The organism is Litorimonas sp. RW-G-Af-16 (assembly GCF_048319245.1).
Lineage (GTDB): Bacteria > Pseudomonadota > Alphaproteobacteria > Caulobacterales > Maricaulaceae > Litorimonas.
The window spans coordinates 211,552-237,343 of sequence record NZ_CP166993.1 but is presented as its reverse complement, the minus strand read 5'-3'; the positions used below and the strand labels follow the sequence as shown (position 1 = coordinate 237,343).

Below are 25,792 nucleotides of genomic sequence, written 5' to 3'. Positions count from 1 at the left end.
CTTAGCCCTCCATCACTTTGCGGAGCGCTTGGCCCACGCGCTTTGGTCCAGGGAAATAGGCCCATTCCTGCGCATGTGGATAGGGCGTGTCCCATCCCGTCACGCGCTGAATGGGCGCTTCGAGCGAATAAAAACAATGCTCTTGCACCAAGGCCGACAGCTCTGCACCGAAGCCTGATGTCCGCGTGGCCTCATGCAAGATCACGCAGCGGCCCGTCATCTCAACGCTGGCTTTGATCATGTCCAGATCATAAGGCAAGAGCGAGCGGAGGTCGATAATGTCAGCGGACATGCCCAAATCCTTAGCCACTGCATCCGCGACCCAGACCATCGTGCCATAGGCCAGAATAGTCACGTCCGTGCCAGACCGCAATTTGCGCGCTTCGCCGATTTCAACAGTATAATGCCCCTTTGGCACCTCGCCCAGCGGGTGGCCTTTCCAACTCGTCGCAGGCTTATGCGGATCGCCGTCGAAGGGGCCGTTATAAAGCCGTTTGGGTTCTAGGAATAAGACAGGGTCATTGTCCTCTATCGCCGCGATCAGAAGACCTTTGGCGTCGTAAGGGTTAGACGGAATAATCGTTTTCAGGCCTGATATATGCGTGAACAGTGCTTCGGGCGATTGACTATGCGTGGTGCCGCCATAAATACCGCCGCCTACGGGGGTATGAATTGTGATTGGCGAGGTAAAGTCACCATTGGAGCGGTAGCGTACGCGTGCGGCCTCACTCGCAATCTGGTCATAGGCGGGATAGATATAATCGGCGAATTGGATTTCCGCGACAGGGCGCAGGCCATTCGCCGCCATGCCAATCGCAATGCCGACGATGCCGCCTTCGCTGATCGGCGTATCAAAGCAACGGTGAAGGCCATGCTTTTCCTGCAGGCCTGCCGTGCAGCGGAACACGCCACCAAAATATCCAACATCTTCACCGAAAACGAGAACGTCCGGGTCTTGGCTCATCTTGACGTCGAGGGCGTCGCGGATGGCTTCGATCATGTTCATCTCAGGCATTAGTCGCGCTCCCGCTCGAAGGATTTGCGTTGTGCCTGCAAGTGATCGGGCGTGTGTTCATAGACTTGCTCAAACATGGTGAAGTCATTGACGGTTGCTTTGCCCGACAAGCTGCCCATGGCCTCGGCCGCTTTATAGGTGTCGCGGATTTCGGTCTTGCACTCGGCCTCAAGGGCGGTGTGTTGATCCTCGCTCCAATGGCCCGCTACGATTAAATGGTTTTTCAGGCGTTCAACGGGATCGCCAAAGGGCCAGACATCCGGCTCATTTTCAGGGCGATATTTGGACGGATCGTCAGAGGTCGAATGGCCCGATTTGCGGTAGGTGAAGTGTTCGATCAGCGTTGCTCCGCCGCCCTTACGCGCGCGCTCAGCGGCCCATTTTGTCGCCGCATAAACGGCGAGCAAGTCATTGCCGTCCACACGTAAAGTGGCGAGACCATAGCCCGTGCCCCGAGCGGCAAAGGTCTCGCCCTCTCCCGCGGCAATGCCTTGGAAGCTTGATATCGCCCACTGATTATTGACCACATTGATCAAGCAGGGGGCGCGATAGGTTGACGCAAAATTCAGCGCATAGTGAAAATCACCTTCAGCCGTTGCGCCTTCGCCCGTAAAGACGGACGCGATTTCGTCTGAGTTTTTATAGGCACTCGCCATAGCCCAACCGACCCCTTGGATCAGTTGTGTGCCGAGATTGCCTGACACGGAAAAGAAGCCGTGCTTTTTGAAGGAATATAAAACTGGGATAGATTTCCCGTCGAGCGGATCGCCCGCATTGGACAGGCACTGGCACATCATGTCTTTGATACTCGCGCCGCGGTGGATCAGTATGCCCTGCTGCCGATAGGTCGGAAACGTCATGTCATTATTGCGAAGCGCCATTGCGTGACCCACGCTGACCGCCTCCTCGCCCGTCGATTTCATGTAGAAACTCATCTTGCCTTGGCGCTGCATATTGAACATGCGGTCATCCATGGCGCGGGTCAGCATCATAGAGCGAAGGCCCGCAATCATCTGCTCGGGCGAGAGATTGGGCTGCCAATCCCCGACCGCTTCGCCGTTAAAGCGCAGCACACGGATCAGGCCCAGCGCATGCTCTGTCGTCTCGACGTGATCACACATAGGATCAGGACGCGGCAAAGTATGGTCAGCCGGCACAGTGATGTGGGAATAATCAGGTGTATCGCCTGGCCGAAATGGCGGCTCTGGTACATAAAGCCGCGATTGATTACCCCGCTTAGCGCGCTTGTCATTCATGCTTATATTTCCTTCAGCAGCCCGATTTCCTCAGACTTCGTCAATTTGGACGGCGCGCGTTTACCAGCCCGCGCCCTCTCCCCGATTATTTCCTCTAGCTACATTATTTTTATTAGCATTTTTTTTCGCATATCTATAAGATGGTAAAAAAGATTGCCTAGTTAAAGGGTTGGAACGGTAATGACGGACATAATTGATAATATTGACGCTAAAATTTTGCATCTAATTCAATCGGATGCCAGCCTGTCTGTTTCTGATATTTCAGAGCAAGTTGGCCTATCCTCCTCCCCGTGCTGGCGCAGGATTAAGCGCATGGAAGAATTGGGCATTATCAAATCGCGCGTGACGATTCTCAACCGCGAAATGCTCGGGCTCGACTTTGAAGTCTTCGTCGCCGTGAAACTCGCTCTGCCCAATCGCGATAATATGGAAAAATTCGAGAAGGCCGTCGCGCGGATGCCAGAAGTGGTGCAATGCGCCGTCGTGACCGGCGCGGTTGATTTCATGCTGCGCATCGTGACCAAAGATATGCACGCTTATGAAGATTTCCTGCGCGAAGTCCTGCTATCGATTGACCTGATCAGTGATGTGCAATCACGCATCGTTCTGCGGCAATCTAAAGACATCACCGCGATACCGCTAAATCTTATCAGTAACGCATTACCGCGTTAGTCCGTCGGCAGATTTAATGATCTGATTGTTCGTTCTGTTGCTGCTCTTTGCGCTTCTGCGCGAGGGCGGCGCGTTTACGTTCGACGTCACGGCGCTTCTGCTCTTGCAAAGACGTGCTCTTGGCGGAGTTCCGAAAGAGGAACACCACAACGATCAGCGCGGCAGCGATAATGATGATGTAAAGTGTTTCAGTGCTGTTCATAGGCTATAGATAGGTTGTTGGGCGGCCAAAGAAAAGGGGAGCTACCCCCTCTTCCTCATTCAAAAGCAGACTAATCAACTTGGAATGTGATCTTCACATTCACACGATATTTATCGATCTTATTGTCTTTGACCGTTGTTTTCATGTTTTTGACATTTGCAGATTTGATGTGCTTGACTGTCTTTGCTGTGCGAGTGATCGCTTCTTGGATCGCGTCGTCAAACGACTTACTGCTCTCGCTCATCACTTCGATTGATTTCATAATGGCCATAACGTGTCCTCCTAGGTTTGTTATTGAGCTACTCTAGGGTGAAATCCACGGGATGACAAATTGACAGCGCGATTTTGGAATTAAATTTAGGACAGACCTTATGGCGCAGCGCCTCCCGAACGCTCAGACGGTATCATTATAGAGAATTCTGATGCTTAGATAAAATTACCCGATAACAGTGAAATTTTGATGCCGCTCCACTCGCCCGCCGCAGCTTGCGCTCTTTGGATTATTCATCTTCGCTGGACTTGTCTTACCCGCAATATAGTTGAGCTTAAGACGTGTGCGTGATCCAACCGCCACCGAGCGTGCGCAGCGCATCATTGCGGGCTTCGTAAAACACGCAGGCTTGCCCGGGCGAGATGCCGATTTCTGATTGCGCGAGTTGGACGTACATATCGTCACCATCCCAGCGCAAAGTCGCAGGCTGCGGCGGGCGAGTGGAGCGGACTTTGACTTGAATATCAAGGCCGTCAAGCGCTCCCCCGAACTCTCCGTCGCCCAGCCAGTTAATGTCTGTCAGATATACGCGAGAGCGTTCCAGCGCTGATCGTGGACCAACCACGACATAACCGAGCGCGGCATCAATGCGGACAACGAAAAGCGGGTCTGTTCCAGTGTCATCCCCCAGACCTAGCCCGCGGCGCTGCCCAATCGTGTAATACATCACGCCCCGATGTTGGCCGAGGACGTTGCCTTCCATATCTACAATATCACCGGGCACGGCTGCATTAGGACGCATCTTCTCGATCACGTCCGTATATTTTCCTGTCGGCACAAAGCAGATATCTTGGCTGTCAGGCTTGCTCGCCACATTCAGACCTAGCTCGACGGCCAAGCGGCGAGTCTCGGACTTGTCCATAGCGCCGAGTGGGAAACGGAGAAACTCTAATTGCTCCGGCGTCGTCGCGAACAAGAAATAGCTTTGATCTTTGCCGTGGTCATAGGCGCGGTGTAGCTCTGGCCCGTTATCGCCCATGACACGTTTGATGTAATGCCCCGTCGCCATGCAATCTGCGCCCAAGTCTTTGGCAACTTGCAGAAGGTCTTTGAACTTTACGGTTTGATTGCACCGCACACAGGGGATCGGGGTTGACCCCATGAGATAGGTATCCGCGAAGTCCTCCATGACTTGCTCGCGGAAATTCGTTTCATAATCCAAAACGTAATGCGGGAAGCCCATCATCTCTGACACACGCTTGGCATCATATATGTCTTGACCCGCGCAGCAGGCTTTCGCTTTCTTGACCGCCGCGCCGTGATCATAGAGCTGCAGCGTGACGCCAATAACGTCATAGCCCTCACGCGCCAACATCGCCGCGCAAACGGAGCTATCAACACCACCACTCATTGCAACAACGACGCGCGTTTCAGCCTTAGGTTTTGTAAAACCGAGGCTATTGGGTTTGATTTTGGTGGCGACAGACATTTTTCTAAATTTTATTTCCTATTTTCTGGCGTCCATATAAGGGGCCGAATGTCCCAAGTCGACACATAGACTGCATTTTTCATGCTACAAAAACGCTTGAAAAATAAGGGTTTTTGGCGCGCTGTAAACCTTCATTAACGATAATGCTGATTCCGTTAACCTTCGTAAACACATGATTTTATTGCATTTTTCTAACAAGGCTTAAACTCTTTTTAAGACACCTCACCTAAATAAGTTTTCAAGAAAAAGAGCCTGAGGTGGACGGGCGAAGATAATAAGGGTTCAACCTAATGTCAGAGCGCAGACTAAAGAGAGAAAATGTTGTTATTGGCCCAGAGGGTACGCCCCTCACATTGGCCGATTTGCCCAAGCCCGATACGGTGCGTTGGGTTATTCGCCGCAAGGCAGAAGTTGTCGCCGCCGTGCGTGGTGGCCTCCTGACCCTTGAAGGCGCATGTGATCGTTACGGTCTCACATCCGAGGAATTCATGGCGTGGCAGCGCAGTATTGAAAGCCACGGTATTGCCGGACTTCGGACAACACGGGTTCAACAATACCGCTAATTAATTAGCTCCCCCCAAAGTCAATTTGATGAAGCCGTCTTGTCCTCTGCAAGGCGGCTTTTTTATACTCTTACTGATCCAAACCTTTGGACTTTCTTCATCCCAATTAATTTCGCTTCATTCTAGTTAAGCGCTATTTACCACGCTTCTTGGCGAAACATTTAGACCCCTCCCCTATAGCTATCATGAGAGGCGAAAAGCCCGGTGGTATTAAGTGAAAAGTGGGGCGCCTAATTATGGCCCAGAGACAAAATATTTTGCAGCAAGATCATCAGCCTGCGGGGCGCATGGTCAGCATGTTCTGCCCTAGCGGCGATGTCGAGACATCATATCAACTTGCCCTTCGGCTCGGCCGCAAAGCCGCGAGCTTTGGCGAAACTGTCCTGATGCTCGATGGCTGTGATGGTCGCATGATGAAAGCGGCTGGTATCGTTTATAACCGCACATTAGCGGACGTTGTTTATGCGGATGCCCCGCTGAGGGACGCGATGTATATCACGTCAAATGAACACTTCACGGCAACCTCAACAGGCGCGCTCACGCTGGATGATGCATTGGGGAGCTTGGCGGCGTTGTCACTCTCTTACGATTGGGTTTTTGTGTTGCCACCCGAGGGCTGCACGCCTGCCCATATTCGCTTGGCGGGGGCGTCTGATGCGAGTGTTATGACATATGATACGCAGGGTGATCACTTTATGCGCGCCTATTGGATGCTCGATGCGATCCGTCGCCGCGCGCCCAAATTTGATCCGCTAGTCGTCAGCACAGGCAATGTTGCGGACGCGGCGGAAACATCTTCAATGCTATCTGAGACTATCCGCGATCACCTCGGTGCACCGCCGCCTTATGCGGGTCACGAGAAAGACCTGCATATAGAGCCGCGTTTGCTGGATCAAATGCGCGAAGTTATTGCCCGCACAGCGGTCGCTTAACACCGCGCCTCACGGCCTAATTTTAAAGTCACTGCATTTTTTGCGCAGGATTTTGCGCGCCGCTCCGTTTGTTGTATTGTAAACGACATAGGAGACAAAAATGTCATTCTCTAAATATACGAAACTGGCTTTATTGGCTGGCACAGGCGCATTACTGATTGCGGCCAACCAATCCCCAAAGGCTGATCTAAACCGCGATAATGTGGTGACAAAAATCGAATTCACGACGGCCGCTAATGCTCGCTTTGACGCGGCTGACGCAGATGGCAATGGCTTCCTCAATCAAGATGAGCAGACCGCGATGCGGGAGCAACGTCGCGACGCGAAAATGGCAGAACGCTTTGCCCGCCAAGACGTCAATGGCGACGGTGTGCTGACGGAGGCCGAAATTAAGGCAGCAAATGAAGCTCGCATGGAAAAGCGCAAAGCGAAGATGGCGGAACGCAAGGCGAAAGCCGATACCAATGGCGACGGAGAAGTCTCGGAGGCTGAACGCGAAGCCATGCGGGCCGCGCGCAAAGCTGAACGCGGCGCTAAAGGCGATAAAATGAAGCGTAGCAAAGATGGTAAGCGCGGCGAACGCAAAGGCCCGCGCGGGCCACGGTTTGATACAGATGGCGACGGAATGATTTCCAAAGCCGAATACCTAACTGCGTCTGACGCTATGTTCCTTCGCATGGATGCCAATGGCGATGGCCAGCTGGTCAAAGGTGAAGGCCGCAAAGGTAAGCACGGTAAACGTGGTGGCCATCGCGGTGGGGGTCGATAGACCTTCCGCGTGGCCCACATCGATCCTGATGCTGACCTTCTGCCAGGCCTTCGAGCCGGGCAGTCCGCTGCCTTGGCCGCGATGATGGATCGACATCTGGGCAAGATTCACGCGCTTGGCTATTACATGCTCGGCGACCGATCGCTGGCCGAAGACGTTGCGCAAGATAGCTTTCTCAAGCTTTGGCAGGCGGCCCCGAATTGGCGTGAGGGCGAGGCCCGTATGTTAACGTGGCTGCGGCGTGTCGCGACCAATAATTGCTTAGACCAGCTTCGCAAAAAAGGGCCGATCTATACAGATGACGTGCCGGAGGTCTCCGACACTTCTCCCTCTGCGGATGCGAGTGTCGCGCAGTCGGACACGGCAGGCTTAGTGCGGGACGCGCTAAATTCTTTGCCAAATACACAACGTGCGGCGATCTCTTTATCTTATTATCAAGAGGTGTCCCAGAAAGAAGGCGCGGCCATTTTAGGCGTGTCGGAGAAAGCTTACGAATCCCTTCTATCGCGCGGGCGGCGCGGATTAAAAGACCGGCTGATGACATTAAGAGAGCAAGACGTGATATGACCAAGACATCTTCTGATAAGACATTAGACGCCGTGCTGAACACGCTGCAGGCGCCCGCGCCGCGCGGAGATTTAGCCGCTGATATTCTAGCGAAAGCCGCTGCGGCGCCGCAGACGATAACTGCCGCCAATGATCGGAAGTTCAACTGGCGCACCGTCACGGCTGTGGCGGCGTGCCTGATCGCAGTTATATTCATCGGCGTGTCGACACTCTCCACACCCGAATTGACCGAGGACGAGCAGTGGGAAATGTTGGCTGATAATGGCGGGTTTTCTGAGCTGCATGACTGGGTTTATGCGGAGCCAGAGGGCGAAGGCTAGCCCCAAAAATAGCCGTCGATTTATCTTTATTTCCCAAGCGCCACACTTTATATCTGCGTAATTTTATAAAAACGACAGATATGAAGAGGTGTATTTTGAACGAGCTTGGTAGCCCGCCCCATTTTTTTGATGACTTAACGCGCTATAAATCGCCTGCAGATGTCACGGATGCGCTGTGCGCTTTATATGATGAAGCGATTACGGATTTAAATACGGCCTTCAAAACTTACGCCGAGACGGGCGAACGCCCCCTGGCCCGCGCATCACCTATCCCTATCTTCTTCTATACATTGGGACGCCGAAAGAAGACGGTATGATGTTGCAAGGTTTTGTCAGTGTGCGCGGCGCGGGCTGGTACGGCACAACGATCACAGCCTCAGATATTTTCGTCGACTTCGTTCAAGGGCAGCTTGAGCAGTTAGAGGCCGCTTACGACATTCAATATTATGTCGGCTATTCCGATCACGATATTCCCGTCGCCTTCGCGATTGATCCGTCAGATTTTAACCTGACCGAAGCGCGGTCTCAAGATATTGGCAAGCATTTCGCCCTGCCCGCGCTGAAACATATTCATGATGATATAGCGGACGGTGTGGACGAACATTCCAGTGACGAGCCGCTCCCGCTCTCGCTCTTTCCCGCTTTGCGCACCGATTACTCGCTACAACGCCTCCGCCACTATACGGGAACAGACCCAAAGCATTTTCAGAAATTCGTGATCTTCACCAATTACCAGCGCTATGTTGATGAGTTCATCGAACATGCCCGGCGTGTGGTTGGGGCCGATCAAGGCTACACGGGGTTTAGCAGCCCAGGCCACGACATCATTACAAACGGCGAAGACTACAATCCCGATCCCGCCTATAAACTCCCGCAAATGCCTGCCTATCACCTCATGGAAGAAGGCGGCCAAGGCGTGACGCTGATAAATATCGGCGTTGGGCCGTCCAATGCAAAGACGATCACAGATCACGTCGCCGTGCTGCGCCCGCATTGCTGGTTGATGCTCGGGCATTGCGGCGGACTGCGGCGAACGCAAACGCTGGGTGATTTCGTCTTGGCCCATGCCTATCTGCGCGATGATCAAGTGCTGGACGAAGTCTTGCCTGTCGCAATTCCGCTGCCGACGATTGCCGAAGTGCAGATCGGTCTGACGCAAGCGATCTCTGACGTCATGGACCTGACAGGACAGGAAATGAAACGCCATGTGCGCACGGGCACAGTTGTGACAACCGATGATCGGAACTGGGAAATGCGCTATACCGACCTGCGCATGCGCCTTAATCAATCCCGCGCGATTGCGATTGATATGGAAAGCGCGACGATTGCCGCCAATGGCTACCGCTTCCGCGTGCCTTACGGGACATTACTCTGCGTCTCGGATCGTCCGCTTCACGGCGAGATCAAATTGCCAGGGCAAGCCGCGCAATTTTACCGCGCGCGGGTGGCGCAACATCTGAAGATCGGGCTGGAGACCATGGCGATCCTCAAAGACGCGGCCAATTCCGGCACACTTCACTCCCGCAAACTGCGCAGTCTGGACGATCCCGTCTTCCGCTAGCCACCGCATACCCCCAGACATAAAAAAACCCGCCACTCCCACGAGACGGGTTTTTCCATTATTGGTGAGGGTTGCGCCCCTCATTCATTATTGTGTTAGCCAGCGCGGCGTTGCGTTTCTGCTTCCGCTTTAGCGGCCAGACGACGTGCGCGAATACGCTCAAAGCTATCGAGCGCGTCCATTGCAACGCGCAGATCAGCGGCCAGATCAGATGTCTGCACCCCAATATCGCCTAGCGAGCGACGGAGGTTTTCTTTGCGAGCAATCACAGACTGCGCGTAAGAGCCGTAGGCGACATAGCCTTCGCGTTGTGCATTTGGATCGACTTCGTCCTCTGGGACAGAGTCGTTTAACTTACGGATTTGACGCTCGAGATCCTCGCGCGTTGCTTCCAAGACTGCGATACGCTTCTGTAAATCTGCGATCGCAAAGCGTGTTTGTTGAACATTACGTTCCATAGAATGTGCCATTTTGTATCCCTCACCCGGTTCACCACTATTATGGGGCTTTGCCCTCATTGCGTTGTTCATACGGGATTAGGCTTTAAAGCGCGTAAAGGAGCGTGGTTAAAATAGGTTTATAGAGGTTTCGACGCGTTAACTATCTTTCTTGTCATAATGGTTAATCTTGTTAACACTTGATTTACGGGATTCACATATGGCTAGTGTTCCATTAACCATATCCCGACGGCTACGGGATAGTGATTCGCCTGGGAGGGAAAAATTATGCGCGTTCTCTTAATTGAAGATGATAGTGCAACAGCACAAGGCATCGAATTGATGCTAAAATCCGAGGGGTTCAATGTCTATACCACCGATCTGGGTGAAGAAGGCGTCGATCTCGGCAAACTTTACGACTATGACATTATATTGCTGGACCTAAACCTCCCCGATATGCCTGGTTTCGACGTTTTAAAGACTTTGCGGATGGCAAAGGTCAATACACCAATCTTTATCCTGTCCGGCACGTCCGACATTGACAGCAAAGTTCGCGGCCTCGGCACTGGCGCAGATGACTTTATGACCAAGCCGTTCCACAAAGACGAGCTGGTTGCCCGCATCCACGCTGTTGTCCGCCGTTCTAAAGGTCACAGCCAGTCTGTGATTACAACAGGCGATATTAAAGTGAACCTCGACGCCAAGACGGTTGAAGTCGGTGATCACCGCGTTCACCTGACCGGTAAAGAATACCAAATGCTAGAACTGCTTTCCTTGCGGAAGGGTACAACTCTGACGAAGGAAATGTTCCTGAACCACCTTTACGGCGGTATGGACGAGCCAGAACTAAAAATCATCGACGTGTTTATCTGTAAGCTGCGCAAGAAATTGGCATCTGCGACACAGGGTGATCACTATATTGAGACCGTTTGGGGCCGTGGCTATGTGCTACGCGATCCTGCCAAAGATAAAATGAGCGCATAAGCGCCGCCCTCTGGGCTGATACCAAGACGTCCTCCCACGTCTGCCAAATGAACCCCGCCTTGCCAGCGGGGTTTTTTTCTGCGCCATAAACTCCCCTCGGCTTTTAACGCACGTGTAATATATACAACTTGGGCCGCGTAGACTCGCACCTACATTCACCCTAGGTCATTGCACAGGGTTTGGGCGCGAATCCGATTTGTTACAGTCCGTAAAGTTGCGATGTGAATCGTAATCATGGACGACACATCCGAAATTAATTCTAGCCTAAGCTCTTTTCTGACGTGCATATCGCGCGCGATGGCGCTCGGGCTATTCGTCCAGCATCATCATGGCAATTTTGCCACTTCATAAGGGACGCAACCATGAAAATTTTATCAACACTGACTGCCTTAGGCATGATCGCCTTCGCTCAACCTGCCTTCGCGCAACTCGAAACTTACAAAGATTACGACATCAGCGATACTGTCTCCAGCGTGACAACTGTCAAAGTCGACGCGAATATGGGGGATTATTACCTCGAAGGGCTCAAAGGCACATGGGTCGCATCCAATGAAGTCGCCAAGAAACTCGGCCATATTGAAGACTACGCGATTTACGCCAGCGCCCTGCCTGTCAGCGGTGAGTTTAATATGATCTTGGTCATACAATACAAAAATACCGCAGACCTTGCTCCCTCAAAGGCAAAATATGATGCCTTTATGAAGGAATGGGGCGCGCAAAATGTGAAAAAGTCTCGCGAAGTCACGAAGACCTATCCTGATATTCATACGATTACGGGCGAATATATGATGCACGAAATCACGATGAAATAACTGAACTGGTCGCGAGGGCGACCCTCCTCGAAACCCTCGCGGCCTTTTAACAGCGTCTTAGCCATTCTCTGCTATCCCTGCTTTTGAATTGAAGGTTTGGGAGCAGCCGATGGCTGCTATAATTTGATGTCAATAGAAACGGTGATCAAGGCGGTGGACGCCATGACCGAGGCCGATTGGGCGGCGTGGTCATGCCTGCGCGACGGTAACCCTGCCCTCATCAGCCCCTATTTCCATCCTGACTACACAAGCACAATAGGCGCATTGCGTGATGATGTGCGGGTTGTGTGCCGCTATGATAACGGCAAAGCTGCAGCGTTTCTCCCTATTCAAGGCGATCGTTTCGCGCGTCCCGTCGGGGCGCCTATGTCTGATTATCACGGGATTATCAGCGCAGGCGGCGTGACCTATGCAGAGCTATTGGACGGCACATCTATTGGGGCGCTGCATTTTAATTCAGCTATCGATACCGAAGCGATGAGCGCGACGCACATCTTGTCCGAACTGGAAACAGCCGCGCTAGAGCTGCCCGATACAGCCGAAGCTTGGCGCACTACCCGGGATAGCAGCTATTCCCGACACATGAAATCAACGCGCCGTCGCATCCGCAAAGCGGAGGAGGAATTTGGCCCGCGCCGCTTCGTTCACGGTTCGCGAGATATTGACGTGTTTCAAAGCTTGATCAAATGGAAAGTCGAGAAGTTTGTCGAGACAGGAAAATATAACGTCCTGTCCGCCGATTGGACGATGGGCCTGATCCGTCGCCTATGGGAGCGCGGGCCAGATGCGCCGCTGCGCAATGACATGCACGCACTTTATTTTGGAGATCGTCTAGCCGCGATCGATTTAGGGCTGACCGACGGAAACGTCTTTCACAGTTGGATCGTCGCTTACGATAGCGAGTTCCACAGCTTCGCGCCAGGCATACAACTGCTTGAAGGCATGATCGATGCCGCGCAGGGTTTGGGCTATTCTCGGATTGATTTGGGGGCTGGGACGGATGGCTATAAACGCCAATATGCGACAGATGGACAGCGCGTGGTCTCTGGCTATGTGCCAGTCAGCGAAGCCCGCCTCACATGCGTCAAAATTATACGCCGCAACTGAGCGCTGGGGCGAAAATGCGCTTGCCGATATCCCTGGCAAATTGCGCCGCCGTTATAGCCAGATAGCAGCGTGTGAAGATGATTTTTCAGGTCGTGCGCGTGCAATGATAGACGCGGTCAGAACACTCCGCCGCGCCTAATTAACTTCCGCGATTAGCGGTCGTATTTAAATCCAAATTCAAGGGTCACTTGATAATAGGCGACTTTACCTTCCTCGATATAACCGCGTGTTGAAATGACTTCAAACCAGTTCATGCCGCGCACGCTCTCGGCCGCTGTGGCAAGGCCGTTTTCAATGGCGTGTTCGATAGATTTCTTGGACGTCCCAACGATTTTGGAAATGGCGTAAGTATCGGCTGACATATCTCTCTCTCCTGATGTAGTTACATAAAAAGAAACCCCGCAGAGACTGCAAGGTTCCATGAAATCATTACCAGATTTTGACGCGATCTTCGGGCGCAATATAGAGCGCGTCGCCGGGTTGCACATCAAAGGCGTCATACCACGGCCCGAAATTACGAACGATCCCGTTCGCGCGGTATTTACCGGGACTATGAGGGCCGTTTTTGACTTGCGTCTTCATCGCCTCGTCACGGAATTTCCGTGCCCAGATTTGACCATATGCGAGGAAGAAACGCTGATCACCTGTAAAGCCGTCAATCACTGGAGCTTCTTCGCCGTTCAGCGATTTTTTATAGGCTTTATAGGCCATGGTAATCCCTGTCAGGTCACCAATATTTTCGCCGAGGCCAAGCTGGCCGTTGACGAACACACCGGGCAGCGGCTCGAATTGATTATATTGCTCGACTAGCGCTTTGGAACGGGCTTCAAACGCTTCGCCGTCTTCCTTCGTCCACCAATCGCGCTGCTTTCCGTCGCCGTCGGTTTTGCGACCCTGGTCGTCAAATCCGTGGCCCATTTCATGGCCGATAACTGCGCCAATACCGCCGTAATTGACAGCCGGATCAGCGGCGGGATCAAAGAATGGCGCTTGCAAAATCGCAGCAGGGAAGACGATTTCGTTCAGGTCCGGGCGGTAATACGCATTGACCGTTTGTGGGTTCATCCCCCACTCGTCCTTATCAATCGGGCCGCCGAGTTTAGAAATCTCATCTTTCCAGCTCCAAATACTGGCGGATTTAATGGACCCTACCAGGTCATCCCGATCAATTTGTAGTTCGGAATAATCTGTCCATTTATCAGGATAACCGATCTTCGGATTAAATTTCGCGAGCTTATCTTGCGCTTGCACTTTCGTGTCTTCGCCCATCCACTCCAGATTATCGATGCCTTCTTTGAAGGTCGCCCGGAGGTTTTCAACAAGCTCTAACATTTGCGCTTTGGCCTCTGGCTTGAAGTATTTATCGACATAAACCTTGCCAACAATCTCGCCCATTTGACCATTGATCACGCTCACGCCGCGCTTCCAGCGGTCGCGCTGCTGCTCGGTTCCGCGCATGGTGCGGGAGTAGAAATCAAAGCTCGCATCGTCGATCCGTTTGGGCAGATAAGACGCCATGGAGGACATATAGCTCTTGGTCATATAGTCTTTCAGGACGTCCAGATCTGTGTCGGCCATGACTTTGGCGATGCCTTTAAATGCATCTTTTTCGCGTACAACAAATGTATCTTGATCACCTAAGAGAGACGCGTCGAGCATGACGTCATACTCAATTCCAGGCGCGTAAGCTTCTAATTCGTCCATCGTCATCTTGTTATAAGTCAGGCTGCGATTGCGGCGTTTGACATTATCCCAGTGATGTTCCGCGAGAGCCGTTTCAAATGCCATGACTTTGTCGGCCCGCGCTTCTGCATTGTCCAAGCCCGCTTCTGACAACATGATCGTCAGGAATTTGACATAGGCATCACGTTTAGCATCCGCCTCTTCGCCCTCGTCGAAATAGTAATCTCGATTGCCCATGCCGAGGCCTGATTGTGTCATATAGACGATATACTCAGTCGGATTTTTCGCATCGGGCGACACCCAATATCCGATAGGCGAGCTAACAGGGATACCTGGCTCCGCCATGAATTTTGTCAGCTCAGTCTTGCTTGATAGCGACCGAATACGGTCAAGATCAGCTTGAATAGGTGCAAGACCGCGCTCTTCGATCTGTTCTTGATCCATGAACGCTGCGTAGAGGTCGCCGATCTTCTGCTCATTGGAGCCCAGAGGCGCGTCAGTCTCGGCCGCCTCTTCGATAATTAATTTCACGCGGTCTTCTGATAAATCGCGGAGCTTGGTGAAATTGCCATAGCTGGATTTATCAGCGGGAATTTCCATCGTGTCGAGCCAGCCGCCATTTACATAAGCAAAGAAATCATCACCTGGCTTAACGCTTGTATTCATGTTCTCCAGCGCGACACCAAATGTGCCTAGCGTAGGTTTAGCGTCAACCATACCTTGTTCGGTCGTTGAGCTGTCGCCAGTTTCCGTCTTATTGCCACAGGCTGATAGGCTGAGCGTCAGCGCGATAAAGCTCGCGCCCATAAACTTCGTCATTGTCATAGTTGTCTCCGTTATTCAGATTTTCATTTAATTATTTGGCGAATTATTCTGCAGGCTCGGCGGTGAGGCCGCCCCCTGTTTGTGGGTTGGGCGTCGTCGGCGAAACGTCTGCGACGTCCATATCATCCAAGGCCAGAACCACATTCGGGTCATATTGGCTGCCAAAGCCCTCTTGCTTTTGACCGCGCCACAGGCTGCGGAAAACACGCGTAATATCGACACCAATACCGTACATGGCGGGCACTAACATCAGGGTCAAGAAGAAGTCAAACAAGACCCCAAAGGCCAGCGCGACGACCATAGGCTTCAAGAATTCCGCTTGGGTAGATGTCTCAAACAAGATCGGCGTGATACCGATAAAGGTCGTGACAGAGGTCAACAAGATCGGGCGGAACCGCGCGACACAGGCATCTAGCATGGCTTGATACGCGCCAACGCCTTTGTCCCGCAAACGGTTCACGTAATCAATCAGCACAAGGTTATCATTCACCGCCACGCCTGACGCTGCGAAAAAGCCGAACAGGCTCATCATGCCAAAGGGCACGCCCGTCACGATATTACCGAAAATCATACCAATGAATGCAAACGGAATGGCGACCATAATCAAGAGCGGCTGTGCATAGGATCGGAACGCGATCGCCAACAGACCATACATCATAAACAGGATCGCAATCAGCGACACTTTTAGCTCGCTCATAAACGTCGTCTCTAGCTCGTCATCCCCGACTTGAATGCGCGACACGCGCGGGTGGCGAAGTTCCCATTGCGGGAAAAAATTCTCGTCCAGATCACTTTTGATCCGCGCGACTTCTTGTTGATCGCCGCGAACGCGCGCGCCTGTATAATTTACTTGCTTACGGTCACGACGTTGGATGCGGCCCACACCGTCTGCAAATTCGACTTCGGCAATAGAATAAATCGGCACTTCGACTCCGTTCGCGCCGCGGATGCGTAGCTCTTTCAGGCTATCAATACTCTCGCGCGCTTCACGCGGGTAACGCACCATGACGCGCACATCTTCGCCGTTTCGCGGTAAGCGTTGCACTTCGCGGCCATAAAAAGCCTCACGCACTTGGCGGCTGACATCTTGTAGCGTGATGCCAAGCGTTTCCGCGCCGGGCTTCATCACAAACCGAATTTCCCGCGCAGAGCTTTCCAAACCATCCCACGCGCGCGGCACAGAATTATACGTTTCAATCTCGGCCTTCAACTCAAGCAGCGCTGTCTTGAGCGCTTCGGGATCGGATGATGTGATACCATAGTAAAGTCCGCCACCGCCAGAATTTGGCCCTTGAGTCGTGCCGTAATTAACGCGGTAGGCATCAGGAATTGGCCCGACATATTCTTCGAGCTTATCCGCGATCATCTTCGTCGACACTTCCCGCCGCGTATCACCGCTGGATAATCCCAAGAAACCTTCAACAGAGCGGCCCTCGGTGATCATACCGGGGTTTTCAATCGGGGGCGTATCAATACCAAAGTCCGCTTCGTAGTTTGCATTTAATTCCGCAACGCCTGCATCCACTTGTGCCTTCACTTGGGCAAGGCGTTCAAAGGTCGTGCCTTCGGGGAAACGCGCATTGAATTGGATCATGTCGCCTTCGACTTCGGGTAGCATCGCGCTAGGCGCAATCCCAGCCTGCAAGAGCATAACAGCCATCGCCATCAAGCCCATGAAGATCGACAATGTGACGTAACGAAACTTAATCACCATCGCGATGACAGGGCGAAACTTTTCTCGCGCAAAAGTGACAAGGCTCTCGGCGATCCGTGTTTGGAAACGCATAAACTTGCCTTGCTCTTCGGGGTGGATCGGCTTGAGATGGCGCAAATGCGCTGGCAGGATAAAGAACGCCTCGACGAGCGAGAAGATAAGGACAGCGATCACGACCAGGCTGATCTGCGAGAAAATCTCACTAATCGGGCCAGACATCAACATAAACGGCACGAACATCATGATGGTTGTGATCACGGCAAAAAAGACAGGCTTCATCACCATAGTGCCGCCAGCCACAGCGCCGCGCGGCCCGATAATACCGTTTTCATTATGCAAATGAATACTCTCGCCCACCACAATCGCATCATCGACAACAATCCCGATGACAAGCAAAAACGCGAAAAGCGAGATCATATTAAGTGTAATACCGATAGACGGCGCAATCGCCAGCGCGCCCGCGAAGGCCGCTGCAATCCCGATCGTGACCCACATGGCGACGGCGGGGCGCAGGAATAGCATCAGTATGATCAACACGAGCGCCATACCAGAAAGCGCATTGCTGCTGATCAAATTCATGCGGCTATCGAACATGGTCGAGCCGTCAAACCAGATTCCGAATTTCAAATCAGGCGGAAGGGTTTCGTTGATCTCTTTTTCGAATTTACGAATAGCCTCGCCCGCCGCCGTGATATTCATGGTGTCGGGGCTAAGGACTTGGAAGACAGCGGCAGGTTTCCCACGGAATGAGGCGGAGAATTTATCGTCATCAAACCCGTCAATGACTTTGGCAATATCTTTCACCCGCACCACGCCGCCTTCTGGCGTTTGGCGCACAATGATGCGTTCAAAATCAGCTTGGGAATTGGCGAGATTGCGCGCGCGAAGTTGTAAATTTCCGCCTGTTGTTTCAACCGTTCCCGCTGATTGATTGATCGACGTGCCAGAAATCGCTTGCGCCACTTGGGAGAATGTCAGGTTATAGCGGCGAAGCTCATCTTCGGAGATTTCAATCGTGACCTGCTCTGGCACTTTAGAAATTTGCTCTGTCAGTTGCAGCCCCGTGAGCTTGGTCAATTCCAGCCGCAATTCCGTGGCGGCGCGTTGCAGGGTCAGCCGATCAACATCACCGTAAAGCGCGAGATACATAATATCAGGCCGTTGATCCCAACGGAAAATCTGCGGACGAAAAGCGTCGGGCGGCAGGTTTTGAATGGCATCAACACGCCCCTTCACCTGATCCAGCATTTTCTCATAATCGACAGACAGCTTGGTGCGGATATTGACATTGCCAGAGCCTTCGCGGGCAGTGGCTTCAATATAATCAATACCATCCAACCCATCGACAGCTTCTTCGATCCATACAATTAATTGCTCTTCGACGTCGCGCGGGCTTGCACCTGGCCAGCTAACGCTGACACTCATGCCGTTAATCGTCGCTTGCGGAATAAATTCCCGCTCAAGGTTCATGTAGCCAAATGCGCCCATGACAAAGAGCGCACACATCATCAAATTGGCGGCAACGGGGTTCTTAACAAACCAGGCTAGTAAACCTCTCATGTCTATTCTCCGTTGGTTGTTTTGACGTCTGCCGAAACGGCGTTCGCACTATCACTCGTATCTGTATCTGTATCAGTCTCGTCTGTTTCAGGCTCTTTGTCCTGTGTCCGCTTGAGCGGCTTGTCTTCGCCGCCTTTTTTGCCGCGAGCTTTCTTACCCTTTTTCTTGTCACTCTCAGATGCGGCATCTTTGTTCTTCATCCACTCGGGCTCTGGTGGGTCAACCAAGACGGTTTGCGGATTGCGCGCGTCCAAGACTTTCAACGTCATGGATGTGCGCGATTTCTCCATGGGCGAAAGCACAATTAATTCACCGTCTGTCACGCCAGAGCGCAACACCGCGCGATCCATATTCGTATCCAAGACATTGGCTTTGCGGATTTCCACTTTGCCTTTATCGTCTACCACATAGATTTCGTCTTCGGGCCGCAAGCCGTCACGCGGAATAACAATCATGTTTTCAAACAAACGACCATTCACTTTTGCGTCAACAAAAAGCCCCGGTGCGAGCGGTACGCCATTATCAGAGGCGCCTTCGCCGTAAGGGTCAGCAACTTCGGCAATGGCAAATAATGCTCGCGTTTGCGTATCATAGGTCGCATCCGTGCGCATAATGCGCGCGTCCCAGGTTTGTCTCTGACCGCCCACAGTGGCGCTGATTTCCACGCGCGGGGCGGTTTCCCGCGAGGTAGCGTTATAGGCGATGGGCAAATCGATCTTGGACAAATCCTCATCCGTCAGGGGCAAGCGCACTTCGGCGATGTCGGTCGAGAATATCCGACCCAGCCGTGAGCCAGGGCTGACGAATTGGCCAAGGTCAGAAGCCTTGCTACGAACTCGTCCGCTAAACGGAGCGCGAACAGCGGTGCGGGTCAGTTGCAATCTGGCGCTTTCTAACTCAGCTTCGGCCGCCATCAGAGCGGCTTTGGCCTGTTGCTGCTGCGGCTGGCGGAGCGCGAGTGGCGACGGCGTGCCGCGCCCAAGCTCTTCGTAATCCTGCCGCGCGATTTCACCCTCCGCCATCTCGCGCACAAGCACTTGCTCCGCTTGTGCGACATTGGCCTGGGCGCGAATGACCGCCACGTTATAATCTGCATCTTCAATCCTGATCAGAGTTTCACCCTTTTTGAACAGAGCGCCTTCGAGGAAATTTGGTGAGACATAAACAATTTTTCCGCCCACTTGCGGCACGAGATCAATCTCCGTGCGTGGACGGGCTTCACCCTGAGTCGCGATCGAAAGCTGCACATCCTCGGTCCGCGCATAATCCGCCATCACCGCGAGGGGCGTAAATGGGCGCTTCTTTTCTTCTGGTTTTTTGTTCAGCGCAATCACGACGATTGTCAGGACGATAAAACCGATAACGATCAAAATTGGCAGCGCGATCATTAGGATTTTACGCAAAACTCCACCTTGCTGCGGCGCGTCATAGCTCGGCGAAGGCGTGTAAGTTTGGTTGGTCATAGAGTGATCTAACTATCTTGATCGGATTTAAAAATCTGTGTGAGCGGAGAATACGTTATGTTGCTGGCCGTATCAACTGGCGTTGCTGGTAGCTCGCCATACTCACCGCCGCCTAGCGCAACGTGAAGCCGCACACGATTGGCGAGCCGTTCTTTCCGCGCGCCAATTAATTGCCCTTCCGCAGACAGACGGCGTGACTGCGCATCAAGAAGCTGCAGAATTGTCGCGAGGCCTTCAGTGTAGCGCAACTCCAAGCGCTCCTCTGCCTTTAACGACTCGTCCAGCGACACGCGTAGAGCGGCCTCGCGTTCGGACAAACGGCTCTCGGCATCCAACGCATTTTCAACTTCGAGATAGGCCGTCAGCACAGCCCCCGCATATGTCTCTAATTGCGCACGCAAGAGCGCCTTTTGCTGTTCTATATTTGCCTTAATCCGACCGCCTTGGAAAATTGGCGCGGTTAGGTTCGCGACCAAAGTAGCGGCCAAAGCGTCCAGATCAAAAAAGCTAGAAATGCCTGTGCCATTCAAGGTCGTGTCACCGTTCAAGGTCAGCCGCGGCAGGAGCGCTTTACGGGCTTGATCAATCTGTATGCCCTGCCCAGCCAGACGCGCTTCGAGTGCCAACAAGTCTGGGCGGCGAGCCAAGACCTCGGCGGGCACAGATGCGCCTGTCAGCGGCGGCAGGTCCGGCAGATCCCGCGCGGCCTGAATTTCCTCTGAGGGATAACGGGCCAGCAGCACTTCTAAGCGCCGCGTGATCGCAGATTTAGATTGCTCGCGCAGCGCTTGTAGCGCTTTCGCACTGGCAACAGACGACCGCGCTAGACGCACGTCAGAACTGCCCGTCACGCCGCCTTCAAATCGGCGCTGCGTCAAGAGAAGCGCGCGTTCCTGCGTCTCCACATCGCGCAAAGATAATTCCGTCAGCAAACGGGCTTCGATCAAATCAAACCACGCTTGGGACACTTGCCCTGCGATCGATAGAGTTGCACCCGCGACATCGGCTGCCGTGGCTTCCGTTTCTAATTCGCTCGCTGTGATCGTATCACGGATACGCCCCCAAAGGTCAGGCTCCCAAGATGCGTTTAAACCAGTCGAGAGCGTTGTGCGGTCGTCAAAAAAGTCATCCACATTTTCTGTGCGCGACACACGGGAGGATAAAGACAGGGTGGGTTTACGATCCGCGCCCGCGATTGTCTCCCGCGCTAGCGCCGCATCCAACCGGGCACTCGCCGCGCCGATATTTTTATTTTCACTGACCGCTTCCGCGACTAAGGCATTGAGCTGTGCATCCGAAAAGCTGGCAACCCAATCCGCATTGGGGAGCGCATCTGGTGCGGGCTCCACCCAATTTGACGGCACAGGAACAGTCGCGGCAGGGGTGACAATCGTCGCCTCTGGCCCGAAATTTGGCGTGGCACAGGCCGTCAGCCATAACGGCACTAACAATAACCCGGTCGTTGGGCGCATGGTTTATCTCCTCATTTGCCCCGCTATGCGAGATTTCATTCCGAAAGTCAACGAATTTTTATTGATAAACAATAATTACTGAACGCCCTTCAACTATGTGTCACAGACATGTTTATACGCTGATATGGCGGCTAACGGACTAATTATTGGTAAGGATTTGGTATTTTTACAGTGTTGCGGACTATAAAATTCGTAGCTTGTCACGGCGCGTCTTATTCGCTTTAACAAAGCATGTCGTCAGATAGTTCACCCCTGCGCTCTGCGCCAAAGACCACGGTGAGGGGTGAGACCAATCTTTTGGAAAATCAGGATATTCTGATTATTTGTAGCCTGTCTTTGTTGTCGATTTTCATCATGGGCATTATTACCAATGCCCCCCTCTCCGCAACGGGAGCCGTGTTGGCGCTTTTTGGGGCAGCCATGCTTTTGTATTGGAGTCTACGAAAACGACAGTCCGAAGCCTTGCGCAAATTGACCTTGGAGCATGACAATACAGACGTGTTGAAGATGGCCGAGGAATTGATTGATAACCTGCCCTTTGCCATCGCGATCACTGACCGCGACCACACGGTCATTCACGCCAATGCGCTGGCCCAGGAATTAGTCAATATCGGCGCAGTCGGAAAGCCTCTCTCTAACTCGGTCAACCACTCTGAACTAGAAGGACGCCTCTCGCGGGCTTTAGCGGGCTATGAGCCAGAGCCGCTGATGCTGCATATTGAGGACCCCCGTGAGCAATATATTCGGCTGCTATTTTCAAAGGCCCAAAGCTTTGGCCGCCAAGCCCGTAACAGCATGACATTTGTCTTCTTTGATGATGTGACAGAAATTAATTTGGAACAGACCCGCCGTGCGGATTTTTTGGCGAATGCCAGCCATGAATTAAAAACGCCGATTGCGTCTCTTATGGGCTATATCGAAACCCTCCGCGGCCATGCCAAAGACGACCCTGTCGCTCAGGAAAAGTTTCTCGGTATTATGAAAACACAGGCCGAGCGCATGCAGCGTTTAATTGACGACTTGCTTTCCCTGCGCCGTATTGAGCAGACAGAGAACATCGCCCCATCAGAAATCAGCGATCTCCACTTGGCCATTATGACCGCGATCGAAGCGGTCAAACCCTTGGCTGACAAGCGCGAGATCGTCGTCGCCTACCGCGCGTCAGGCGAGAAGAAAGCGCTCGTGCGCGGCAAGCAAGATGAGTGCGTACAGTTATTTTTGAACCTGATCGAAAACGCGGTAAAAATTTCACCGTCAGGCAGCCATGTCTCTGTCCGAATTCGAAGATTAGAGCAGTGGAGCCCTGTGCGGGCATTTGAGGACGGCAGGCTGGCAGATGACGCCCATAGCCGCCGTATCGTCAACGCCCCGCCCTCGCCTCTCCCCGCTTGGCTTGTCACAATATCAGACGATGGGCCGGGCTTTGCGAAAGAGCATATTTCCCGCCTTGGCGAACGGTTTTATAGAGTCGCGGGCGATCTATCGTCGAAGGAAAAAGGCACAGGTTTGGGACTCGCGATATGCAAACATATCGTCAAACGTCATCGCGGCGGGCTTTATATCCGAAGCACGCGTGGCAAAGGCACAGACTTTTCCATTCTCCTCATGGCGGAGACCTCGTCCGATTAAGGCTGTCGTAAAACTGTCATAGAAATGATATAAAAGTCATACGTAGATCGCTTAGGTGTAATGGCGATAATGACACGTGCACCACAAGGACGACCCGATGAAACCCTATGTTCTGATCGTTGAAGACGAAGACGCTTTGGCAACTTTGCTGGAATATAATTTCAACAAAGAAGGCTTTGAAACGGGTATCGCTATGGACGGTGAAGAGGCTTTGCTGATGGCGGAAGAGCGGACACCAGACCTCGTTATGTTGGACTGGATGCTGCCAAAATTATCAGGGGTAGAAGTTTGTCGACGGTTGCGGCGGCGCAAGAATACGACAAATACACCGATCATTATGATCACGGCGCGTGGCGATGAGAGTGACCGCATTACGGGCCTTGATTACGGCGCGGATGATTACATGGTGAAGCCGTTTTCGATGCCAGAATTATTCGCCCGCACACGCGCCTTGCTCCGTCGGGCGCAACCTAGCTTGCTCGACGACGTTGTGAAAATGGGAGATATTGAAGTCGACACACAAGCGTTTCGGGTGCGCCGCGGCGACAAACAAATTCATCTGGGCCCGACAGAATTTCGCCTGCTGGATCATTTCATCCGCCATCCCAGCCGTGTTTTCTCGCGCGAGCAATTACTGGATGCAGTCTGGGGGCGCGATGTCTATGTGGAAGCGCGCACGGTGGATGTGCATATTGGGCGGCTCCGCAAAGCGCTGAAATCCCCTGGAAAAACTGATCCTATCCGCACTGTGCGCAGCGCGGGCTACGCCTTTGAAATTGCGGGTTAGGACTTGGCGGGGCGCGTGGCCCAGAGGATCAACGCGATCAGCGGGAATTGCAAAAATACGCGAAACCAAAGCGCGCCTTGACTTGTAACTATATCGCCAAAGCCTATCTCTGCCACCGCCATATAGATATTTGCGGGCAGCACAGCGAGCAAGTAGAGCGATAATATCACGCCCACATTCGCGCGGTAATGGGGGCACAAAATCATCACGGCCATAATTAATTCCATCACCCCTGTGACCCACACAATTAATTTGGGAAGGGGAAATAGCGGCGGCACAATCGCCACAAAACTGTCTACGTGAACAAAATGCATAATCCCAGCCGCAAAGAAAAATGCAGCAAGGATGTATACAATAGTCGTTTTAAACGTAGTCATGAATTAAATAAATTGGCCGCCACATCGCCAGCAAATACGACCTCTGTGGGGTGCGCGATCTCTGACCACCGCACGCGCATTTTGACGAAATCTTGGCCGACTTCGTGATCACTCGCCGCGTCATGCACGGCTTGAGATGGCCATTGCGCATAAGCGAAAAATTCAGCGTCGCCCGTCTGGTGTAGGCGTGATCCCAACGCTCCGCAATGGGTTTTGAAATACTCCGTCACGCCCGACCACAGCGCAACAAATTCCTCCGCATCAGCGGCATCAATAACGGTAAAGCGGTAACAGACCGCGTACACGCTACCCCTGCTCCATCGCCGCGAGTTTATTGGCTTGGTCTTCCGCAATCAGGGCGTCAGTGACATCGGACAGGGCGTCGCCTGCCACGATTTTATCGAGATTATAGAGCGTCAGGTTGATGCGGTGATCGGTGACGCGGCCTTGCGGATAATTATAGGTGCGGATGCGTTCAGACCGGTCGCCAGAGCCAACCTGTCCCGCGCGTTCTTCGGCGCGTTCACTATCCACCCGTTGCTTTTCCATATCATAGAGTTTCATCTTGAGCAGACGTTCGGCATTGGCGCGGTTCATATGTTGAGACTTTGCGTCGCAAACGACGACGACGCCCGTTGGCACATGAGTCATGCGCACGGCAGAATCTGTTTTATTGACGTGCTGCCCACCTGCGCCCGACGCGCGCATCGTGTCAACACGGACATCGCCCATGGAAAAGCCAATATCAATATCTTCGGGTTCAGGCAGAACGGCGACTGTGGCGGCGGACGTGTGAATACGGCCCTGCGTTTCCGTAACAGGCACGCGCTGCACACGGTGGACGCCCGATTCGTATTTGAGCTTTCCGTAGGCACCACTACCCGATACCGACGCAATGATCTCTTTATACCCGCCCATATCTGCTTCAGATTCGGACTCGATTTCGACCTTCCAGCCTTGCAGCGAGGCATAGCGCGAATACATGGAAAACAGATCGCCCGCGAAAATCGCCGCTTCGTCCCCGCCTGTCCCCGCGCGGATTTCCAGCACGATAGAGGCGTTGTCGTCTTTATCTTTGGGCAGGAGGAGGATCGAGACCTCTTTTTCAATCGCGGGTAGGCCTTCTCTGAGAGATTGTAATTCGTCCTTTGCCATTTCGCGCATGTCTGCGCCCATCTCTGGGTCTTCGAGCATAGTTTCCAACTCGCTCATCTCAGTGCGCAGTGCCATCAATTTGCGCACACCTTCCGCCACGGGGCGCAGCTCAGCATAGTCTTTGCCAAGCTGGACGATCTCGTCGCTATCCATGGTCGCGCCCATCCGCGCCTCGATTTGTTCGAAGCGGTCGACGACTTGGCGGAGTTTTTGATCAGGGATAAGCATGG

At 52.9% G+C, this 25,792-nt stretch carries 27 protein-coding genes; 13 read left to right on the top strand and 14 right to left on the bottom strand.

All coding sequences use genetic code 11. The annotated features are described in order from the left end of the window. Position 1 precedes the first annotated feature (1 nt). The gene (locus AB8615_RS01075) at positions 2 to 1,015 is read right to left on the bottom strand and encodes an alpha-ketoacid dehydrogenase subunit beta (protein WP_418152529.1); all 1,014 of its coding nucleotides are present in this window, start codon (positions 1,013 to 1,015) and stop codon (positions 2 to 4) included. Beyond that, positions 1,015 to 2,271, bottom strand: a complete 1,257-nt coding sequence (locus AB8615_RS01070; protein ID WP_409433103.1) for a thiamine pyrophosphate-dependent enzyme — start codon at positions 2,269 to 2,271, stop codon at positions 1,015 to 1,017. Before AB8615_RS01070 ends, AB8615_RS01075 begins: the two co-directional genes overlap by 1 nt. 180 nt (positions 2,272 to 2,451) lie before the next feature. Between AB8615_RS01070 and AB8615_RS01065 the strand changes: the two genes are divergently transcribed. Next, entirely contained in the window at positions 2,452 to 2,943 is a 492-nt protein-coding gene (locus AB8615_RS01065; protein ID WP_409433102.1) for an Lrp/AsnC family transcriptional regulator, read from the top strand. 13 nt (positions 2,944 to 2,956) lie between these two features. Here the strand turns inward: AB8615_RS01065 and AB8615_RS01060 are convergent, their stop codons facing one another. The 3 genes from AB8615_RS01060 to mnmA all read right to left on the bottom strand — a co-directional run bounded on the left by AB8615_RS01060 (position 2,957) and on the right by mnmA (position 4,845). After that, on the bottom strand, positions 2,957 to 3,145 hold the full coding sequence (locus AB8615_RS01060; RefSeq protein ID WP_409433101.1) for a hypothetical protein: 189 nt from the start codon (positions 3,143 to 3,145) through the stop codon (positions 2,957 to 2,959). Between the two features lie 70 nt (positions 3,146 to 3,215). Next, entirely contained in the window at positions 3,216 to 3,416 is a 201-nt protein-coding gene (locus AB8615_RS01055) for a dodecin family protein (RefSeq protein ID WP_409433100.1), read from the bottom strand. Between the two features lie 274 nt (positions 3,417 to 3,690). Continuing rightward, positions 3,691 to 4,845: a tRNA 2-thiouridine(34) synthase MnmA gene (gene mnmA / locus AB8615_RS01050; protein ID WP_409433099.1), complete on the bottom strand. Its 1,155-nt coding sequence runs from the start codon at positions 4,843 to 4,845 to the stop codon at positions 3,691 to 3,693. Positions 4,846 to 5,135: 290 nt separating this feature from the next. On the opposite strand from mnmA, the gene AB8615_RS01045 reads away from it, so the two are divergent. The 7 genes from AB8615_RS01045 to AB8615_RS01015 all read left to right on the top strand — a co-directional run bounded on the left by AB8615_RS01045 (position 5,136) and on the right by AB8615_RS01015 (position 9,557). Then, positions 5,136 to 5,408: a DUF1153 domain-containing protein gene (locus AB8615_RS01045; RefSeq protein ID WP_409433098.1), complete on the top strand. Its 273-nt coding sequence runs from the start codon at positions 5,136 to 5,138 to the stop codon at positions 5,406 to 5,408. A gap of 236 nt (positions 5,409 to 5,644) precedes the next feature. Further along, positions 5,645 to 6,340 carry a MinD/ParA family ATP-binding protein gene (locus tag AB8615_RS01040; RefSeq protein WP_409433097.1) on the top strand — a complete coding sequence of 232 codons (696 nt, stop codon included), beginning with the start codon at positions 5,645 to 5,647 and terminating at the stop codon, positions 6,338 to 6,340. A gap of 100 nt (positions 6,341 to 6,440) precedes the next feature. Then, the gene (locus AB8615_RS01035) at positions 6,441 to 7,109 is read left to right on the top strand and encodes an EF-hand domain-containing protein (protein ID WP_409433096.1); all 669 of its coding nucleotides are present in this window, start codon (positions 6,441 to 6,443) and stop codon (positions 7,107 to 7,109) included. Positions 7,110 to 7,118: 9 nt separating this feature from the next. After that, positions 7,119 to 7,676 (top strand): sigma-70 family RNA polymerase sigma factor, encoded by a 558-nt coding sequence (locus tag AB8615_RS01030; protein WP_409433095.1) that lies wholly within the window; start codon positions 7,119 to 7,121, stop codon positions 7,674 to 7,676. After that, the gene (locus AB8615_RS01025) at positions 7,673 to 7,996 is read left to right on the top strand and encodes a hypothetical protein (RefSeq protein WP_409433094.1); all 324 of its coding nucleotides are present in this window, start codon (positions 7,673 to 7,675) and stop codon (positions 7,994 to 7,996) included. Before AB8615_RS01030 ends, AB8615_RS01025 begins: the two co-directional genes overlap by 4 nt. Before the next feature lie 95 nt (positions 7,997 to 8,091). Further along, positions 8,092 to 8,313 (top strand): hypothetical protein, encoded by a 222-nt coding sequence (locus AB8615_RS01020; RefSeq protein WP_418152528.1) that lies wholly within the window; start codon positions 8,092 to 8,094, stop codon positions 8,311 to 8,313. Continuing rightward, the gene (locus AB8615_RS01015) at positions 8,259 to 9,557 is read left to right on the top strand and encodes an AMP nucleosidase (RefSeq protein WP_418153115.1); all 1,299 of its coding nucleotides are present in this window, start codon (positions 8,259 to 8,261) and stop codon (positions 9,555 to 9,557) included. Before AB8615_RS01020 ends, AB8615_RS01015 begins: the two co-directional genes overlap by 55 nt. 95 nt (positions 9,558 to 9,652) lie before the next feature. On the opposite strand, the gene AB8615_RS01010 is transcribed toward AB8615_RS01015, so the two are convergent. Beyond that, positions 9,653 to 10,027 carry a flagellar export protein FliJ gene (locus AB8615_RS01010; RefSeq protein WP_409433092.1) on the bottom strand — a complete coding sequence of 125 codons (375 nt, stop codon included), beginning with the start codon at positions 10,025 to 10,027 and terminating at the stop codon, positions 9,653 to 9,655. Positions 10,028 to 10,282: 255 nt separating this feature from the next. Between AB8615_RS01010 and ctrA the strand changes: the two genes are divergently transcribed. From ctrA to AB8615_RS00995, 3 genes are all read left to right on the top strand, one after another. Then, on the top strand, positions 10,283 to 10,978 hold the full coding sequence (ctrA, locus tag AB8615_RS01005; RefSeq protein ID WP_026942254.1) for a response regulator transcription factor CtrA: 696 nt from the start codon (positions 10,283 to 10,285) through the stop codon (positions 10,976 to 10,978). Between the two features lie 362 nt (positions 10,979 to 11,340). Next, entirely contained in the window at positions 11,341 to 11,790 is a 450-nt protein-coding gene (locus AB8615_RS01000) for a hypothetical protein (protein WP_418152527.1), read from the top strand. A gap of 126 nt (positions 11,791 to 11,916) precedes the next feature. Further along, on the top strand, positions 11,917 to 12,897 hold the full coding sequence (locus AB8615_RS00995; protein ID WP_418152526.1) for a GNAT family N-acetyltransferase: 981 nt from the start codon (positions 11,917 to 11,919) through the stop codon (positions 12,895 to 12,897). Positions 12,898 to 13,049: 152 nt separating this feature from the next. On the opposite strand, the gene AB8615_RS00990 is transcribed toward AB8615_RS00995, so the two are convergent. The 5 genes from AB8615_RS00990 to AB8615_RS00970 form a co-directional block, all read right to left on the bottom strand. Beyond that, positions 13,050 to 13,259 carry a dodecin gene (locus AB8615_RS00990; RefSeq protein WP_409433089.1) on the bottom strand — a complete coding sequence of 70 codons (210 nt, stop codon included), beginning with the start codon at positions 13,257 to 13,259 and terminating at the stop codon, positions 13,050 to 13,052. Between the two features lie 67 nt (positions 13,260 to 13,326). Next, positions 13,327 to 15,405, bottom strand: a complete 2,079-nt coding sequence (locus AB8615_RS00985; RefSeq protein WP_409433088.1) for a M13 family metallopeptidase — start codon at positions 15,403 to 15,405, stop codon at positions 13,327 to 13,329. A gap of 43 nt (positions 15,406 to 15,448) precedes the next feature. Further along, positions 15,449 to 18,679 carry an efflux RND transporter permease subunit gene (locus AB8615_RS00980; protein WP_418152525.1) on the bottom strand — a complete coding sequence of 1,077 codons (3,231 nt, stop codon included), beginning with the start codon at positions 18,677 to 18,679 and terminating at the stop codon, positions 15,449 to 15,451. A 2-nt stretch (positions 18,680 to 18,681) separates the two neighbouring features. After that, positions 18,682 to 20,142, bottom strand: a complete 1,461-nt coding sequence (locus AB8615_RS00975; protein ID WP_409433086.1) for an efflux RND transporter periplasmic adaptor subunit — start codon at positions 20,140 to 20,142, stop codon at positions 18,682 to 18,684. Positions 20,143 to 20,150: 8 nt separating this feature from the next. After that, positions 20,151 to 21,614, bottom strand: coding sequence for an efflux transporter outer membrane subunit (locus AB8615_RS00970; RefSeq protein WP_409433085.1), 1,464 nt, complete (start codon positions 21,612 to 21,614; stop codon positions 20,151 to 20,153). Between the two features lie 231 nt (positions 21,615 to 21,845). Here AB8615_RS00970 and AB8615_RS00965 point away from each other — a divergent pair, with 231 nt between their 5' ends. Together AB8615_RS00965 and phoB are read left to right on the top strand one after the other, a co-directional pair. After that, positions 21,846 to 23,243 (top strand): sensor histidine kinase, encoded by a 1,398-nt coding sequence (locus tag AB8615_RS00965; RefSeq protein ID WP_409433084.1) that lies wholly within the window; start codon positions 21,846 to 21,848, stop codon positions 23,241 to 23,243. Positions 23,244 to 23,340: 97 nt separating this feature from the next. Further along, a complete protein-coding gene (gene phoB, locus AB8615_RS00960; RefSeq protein ID WP_409433083.1) occupies positions 23,341 to 24,030 on the top strand; it encodes a phosphate regulon transcriptional regulator PhoB in 690 nt (229 codons plus the stop codon). Here phoB and AB8615_RS00955 read toward each other — a convergent pair. The 3 genes from AB8615_RS00955 to prfA are packed head-to-tail and all read right to left on the bottom strand — an operon-like array spanning position 24,027 to position 25,790. Then, positions 24,027 to 24,344 carry a hypothetical protein gene (locus AB8615_RS00955; RefSeq protein ID WP_418152524.1) on the bottom strand — a complete coding sequence of 106 codons (318 nt, stop codon included), beginning with the start codon at positions 24,342 to 24,344 and terminating at the stop codon, positions 24,027 to 24,029. The genes phoB and AB8615_RS00955 overlap by 4 nt on opposite strands. A gap of 59 nt (positions 24,345 to 24,403) precedes the next feature. Continuing rightward, positions 24,404 to 24,712 (bottom strand): antibiotic biosynthesis monooxygenase, encoded by a 309-nt coding sequence (locus tag AB8615_RS00950; protein WP_409433081.1) that lies wholly within the window; start codon positions 24,710 to 24,712, stop codon positions 24,404 to 24,406. Between the two features lies 1 nt (position 24,713). Beyond that, positions 24,714 to 25,790, bottom strand: coding sequence for a peptide chain release factor 1 (prfA, locus tag AB8615_RS00945; RefSeq protein ID WP_409433080.1), 1,077 nt, complete (start codon positions 25,788 to 25,790; stop codon positions 24,714 to 24,716). Positions 25,791 to 25,792: the final 2 nt, after the last annotated feature.

Bases quoted from the DNA above. Each gene is read 5' to 3' on its own strand.
- AB8615_RS01055 (WP_409433100.1), bottom strand. From the start codon at position 3,416: ATGGCCATTATGAAATCAATCGAAGTGATGAGCGAGAGCAGTAAGTCG.
- AB8615_RS00985 (WP_409433088.1), bottom strand. From the start codon at position 15,405: ATGACAATGACGAAGTTTATGGGCGCGAGCTTTATCGCGCTGACGCTC.
- AB8615_RS00965 (WP_409433084.1), top strand. From the start codon at position 21,846: ATGTCGTCAGATAGTTCACCCCTGCGCTCTGCGCCAAAGACCACGGTG.
- prfA (WP_409433080.1), bottom strand. From the start codon at position 25,790: ATGCTTATCCCTGATCAAAAACTCCGCCAAGTCGTCGACCGCTTCGAA.
- AB8615_RS00990 (WP_409433089.1), bottom strand. From the start codon at position 13,259: ATGTCAGCCGATACTTACGCCATTTCCAAAATCGTTGGGACGTCCAAG.
- AB8615_RS00955 (WP_418152524.1), bottom strand. From the start codon at position 24,344: ATGCATTTTGTTCACGTAGACAGTTTTGTGGCGATTGTGCCGCCGCTA.
- mnmA (WP_409433099.1), bottom strand. From the start codon at position 4,845: ATGTCTGTCGCCACCAAAATCAAACCCAATAGCCTCGGTTTTACAAAA.
- AB8615_RS01075 (WP_418152529.1), bottom strand. From the start codon at position 1,015: ATGCCTGAGATGAACATGATCGAAGCCATCCGCGACGCCCTCGACGTC.
- AB8615_RS01065 (WP_409433102.1), top strand. From the start codon at position 2,452: ATGACGGACATAATTGATAATATTGACGCTAAAATTTTGCATCTAATT.
- AB8615_RS00995 (WP_418152526.1), top strand. From the start codon at position 11,917: ATGTCAATAGAAACGGTGATCAAGGCGGTGGACGCCATGACCGAGGCC.
- AB8615_RS01045 (WP_409433098.1), top strand. From the start codon at position 5,136: ATGTCAGAGCGCAGACTAAAGAGAGAAAATGTTGTTATTGGCCCAGAG.
- AB8615_RS00970 (WP_409433085.1), bottom strand. From the start codon at position 21,614: ATGCGCCCAACGACCGGGTTATTGTTAGTGCCGTTATGGCTGACGGCC.
- ctrA (WP_026942254.1), top strand. From the start codon at position 10,283: ATGCGCGTTCTCTTAATTGAAGATGATAGTGCAACAGCACAAGGCATC.
- AB8615_RS01070 (WP_409433103.1), bottom strand. From the start codon at position 2,271: ATGAATGACAAGCGCGCTAAGCGGGGTAATCAATCGCGGCTTTATGTA.
- AB8615_RS01040 (WP_409433097.1), top strand. From the start codon at position 5,645: ATGGCCCAGAGACAAAATATTTTGCAGCAAGATCATCAGCCTGCGGGG.
- AB8615_RS01060 (WP_409433101.1), bottom strand. From the start codon at position 3,145: ATGAACAGCACTGAAACACTTTACATCATCATTATCGCTGCCGCGCTG.
- AB8615_RS00975 (WP_409433086.1), bottom strand. From the start codon at position 20,142: ATGACCAACCAAACTTACACGCCTTCGCCGAGCTATGACGCGCCGCAG.
- AB8615_RS01000 (WP_418152527.1), top strand. From the start codon at position 11,341: ATGAAAATTTTATCAACACTGACTGCCTTAGGCATGATCGCCTTCGCT.
- phoB (WP_409433083.1), top strand. From the start codon at position 23,341: ATGAAACCCTATGTTCTGATCGTTGAAGACGAAGACGCTTTGGCAACT.
- AB8615_RS00980 (WP_418152525.1), bottom strand. From the start codon at position 18,679: ATGAGAGGTTTACTAGCCTGGTTTGTTAAGAACCCCGTTGCCGCCAAT.
- AB8615_RS01010 (WP_409433092.1), bottom strand. From the start codon at position 10,027: ATGGCACATTCTATGGAACGTAATGTTCAACAAACACGCTTTGCGATC.
- AB8615_RS01025 (WP_409433094.1), top strand. From the start codon at position 7,673: ATGACCAAGACATCTTCTGATAAGACATTAGACGCCGTGCTGAACACG.
- AB8615_RS01035 (WP_409433096.1), top strand. From the start codon at position 6,441: ATGTCATTCTCTAAATATACGAAACTGGCTTTATTGGCTGGCACAGGC.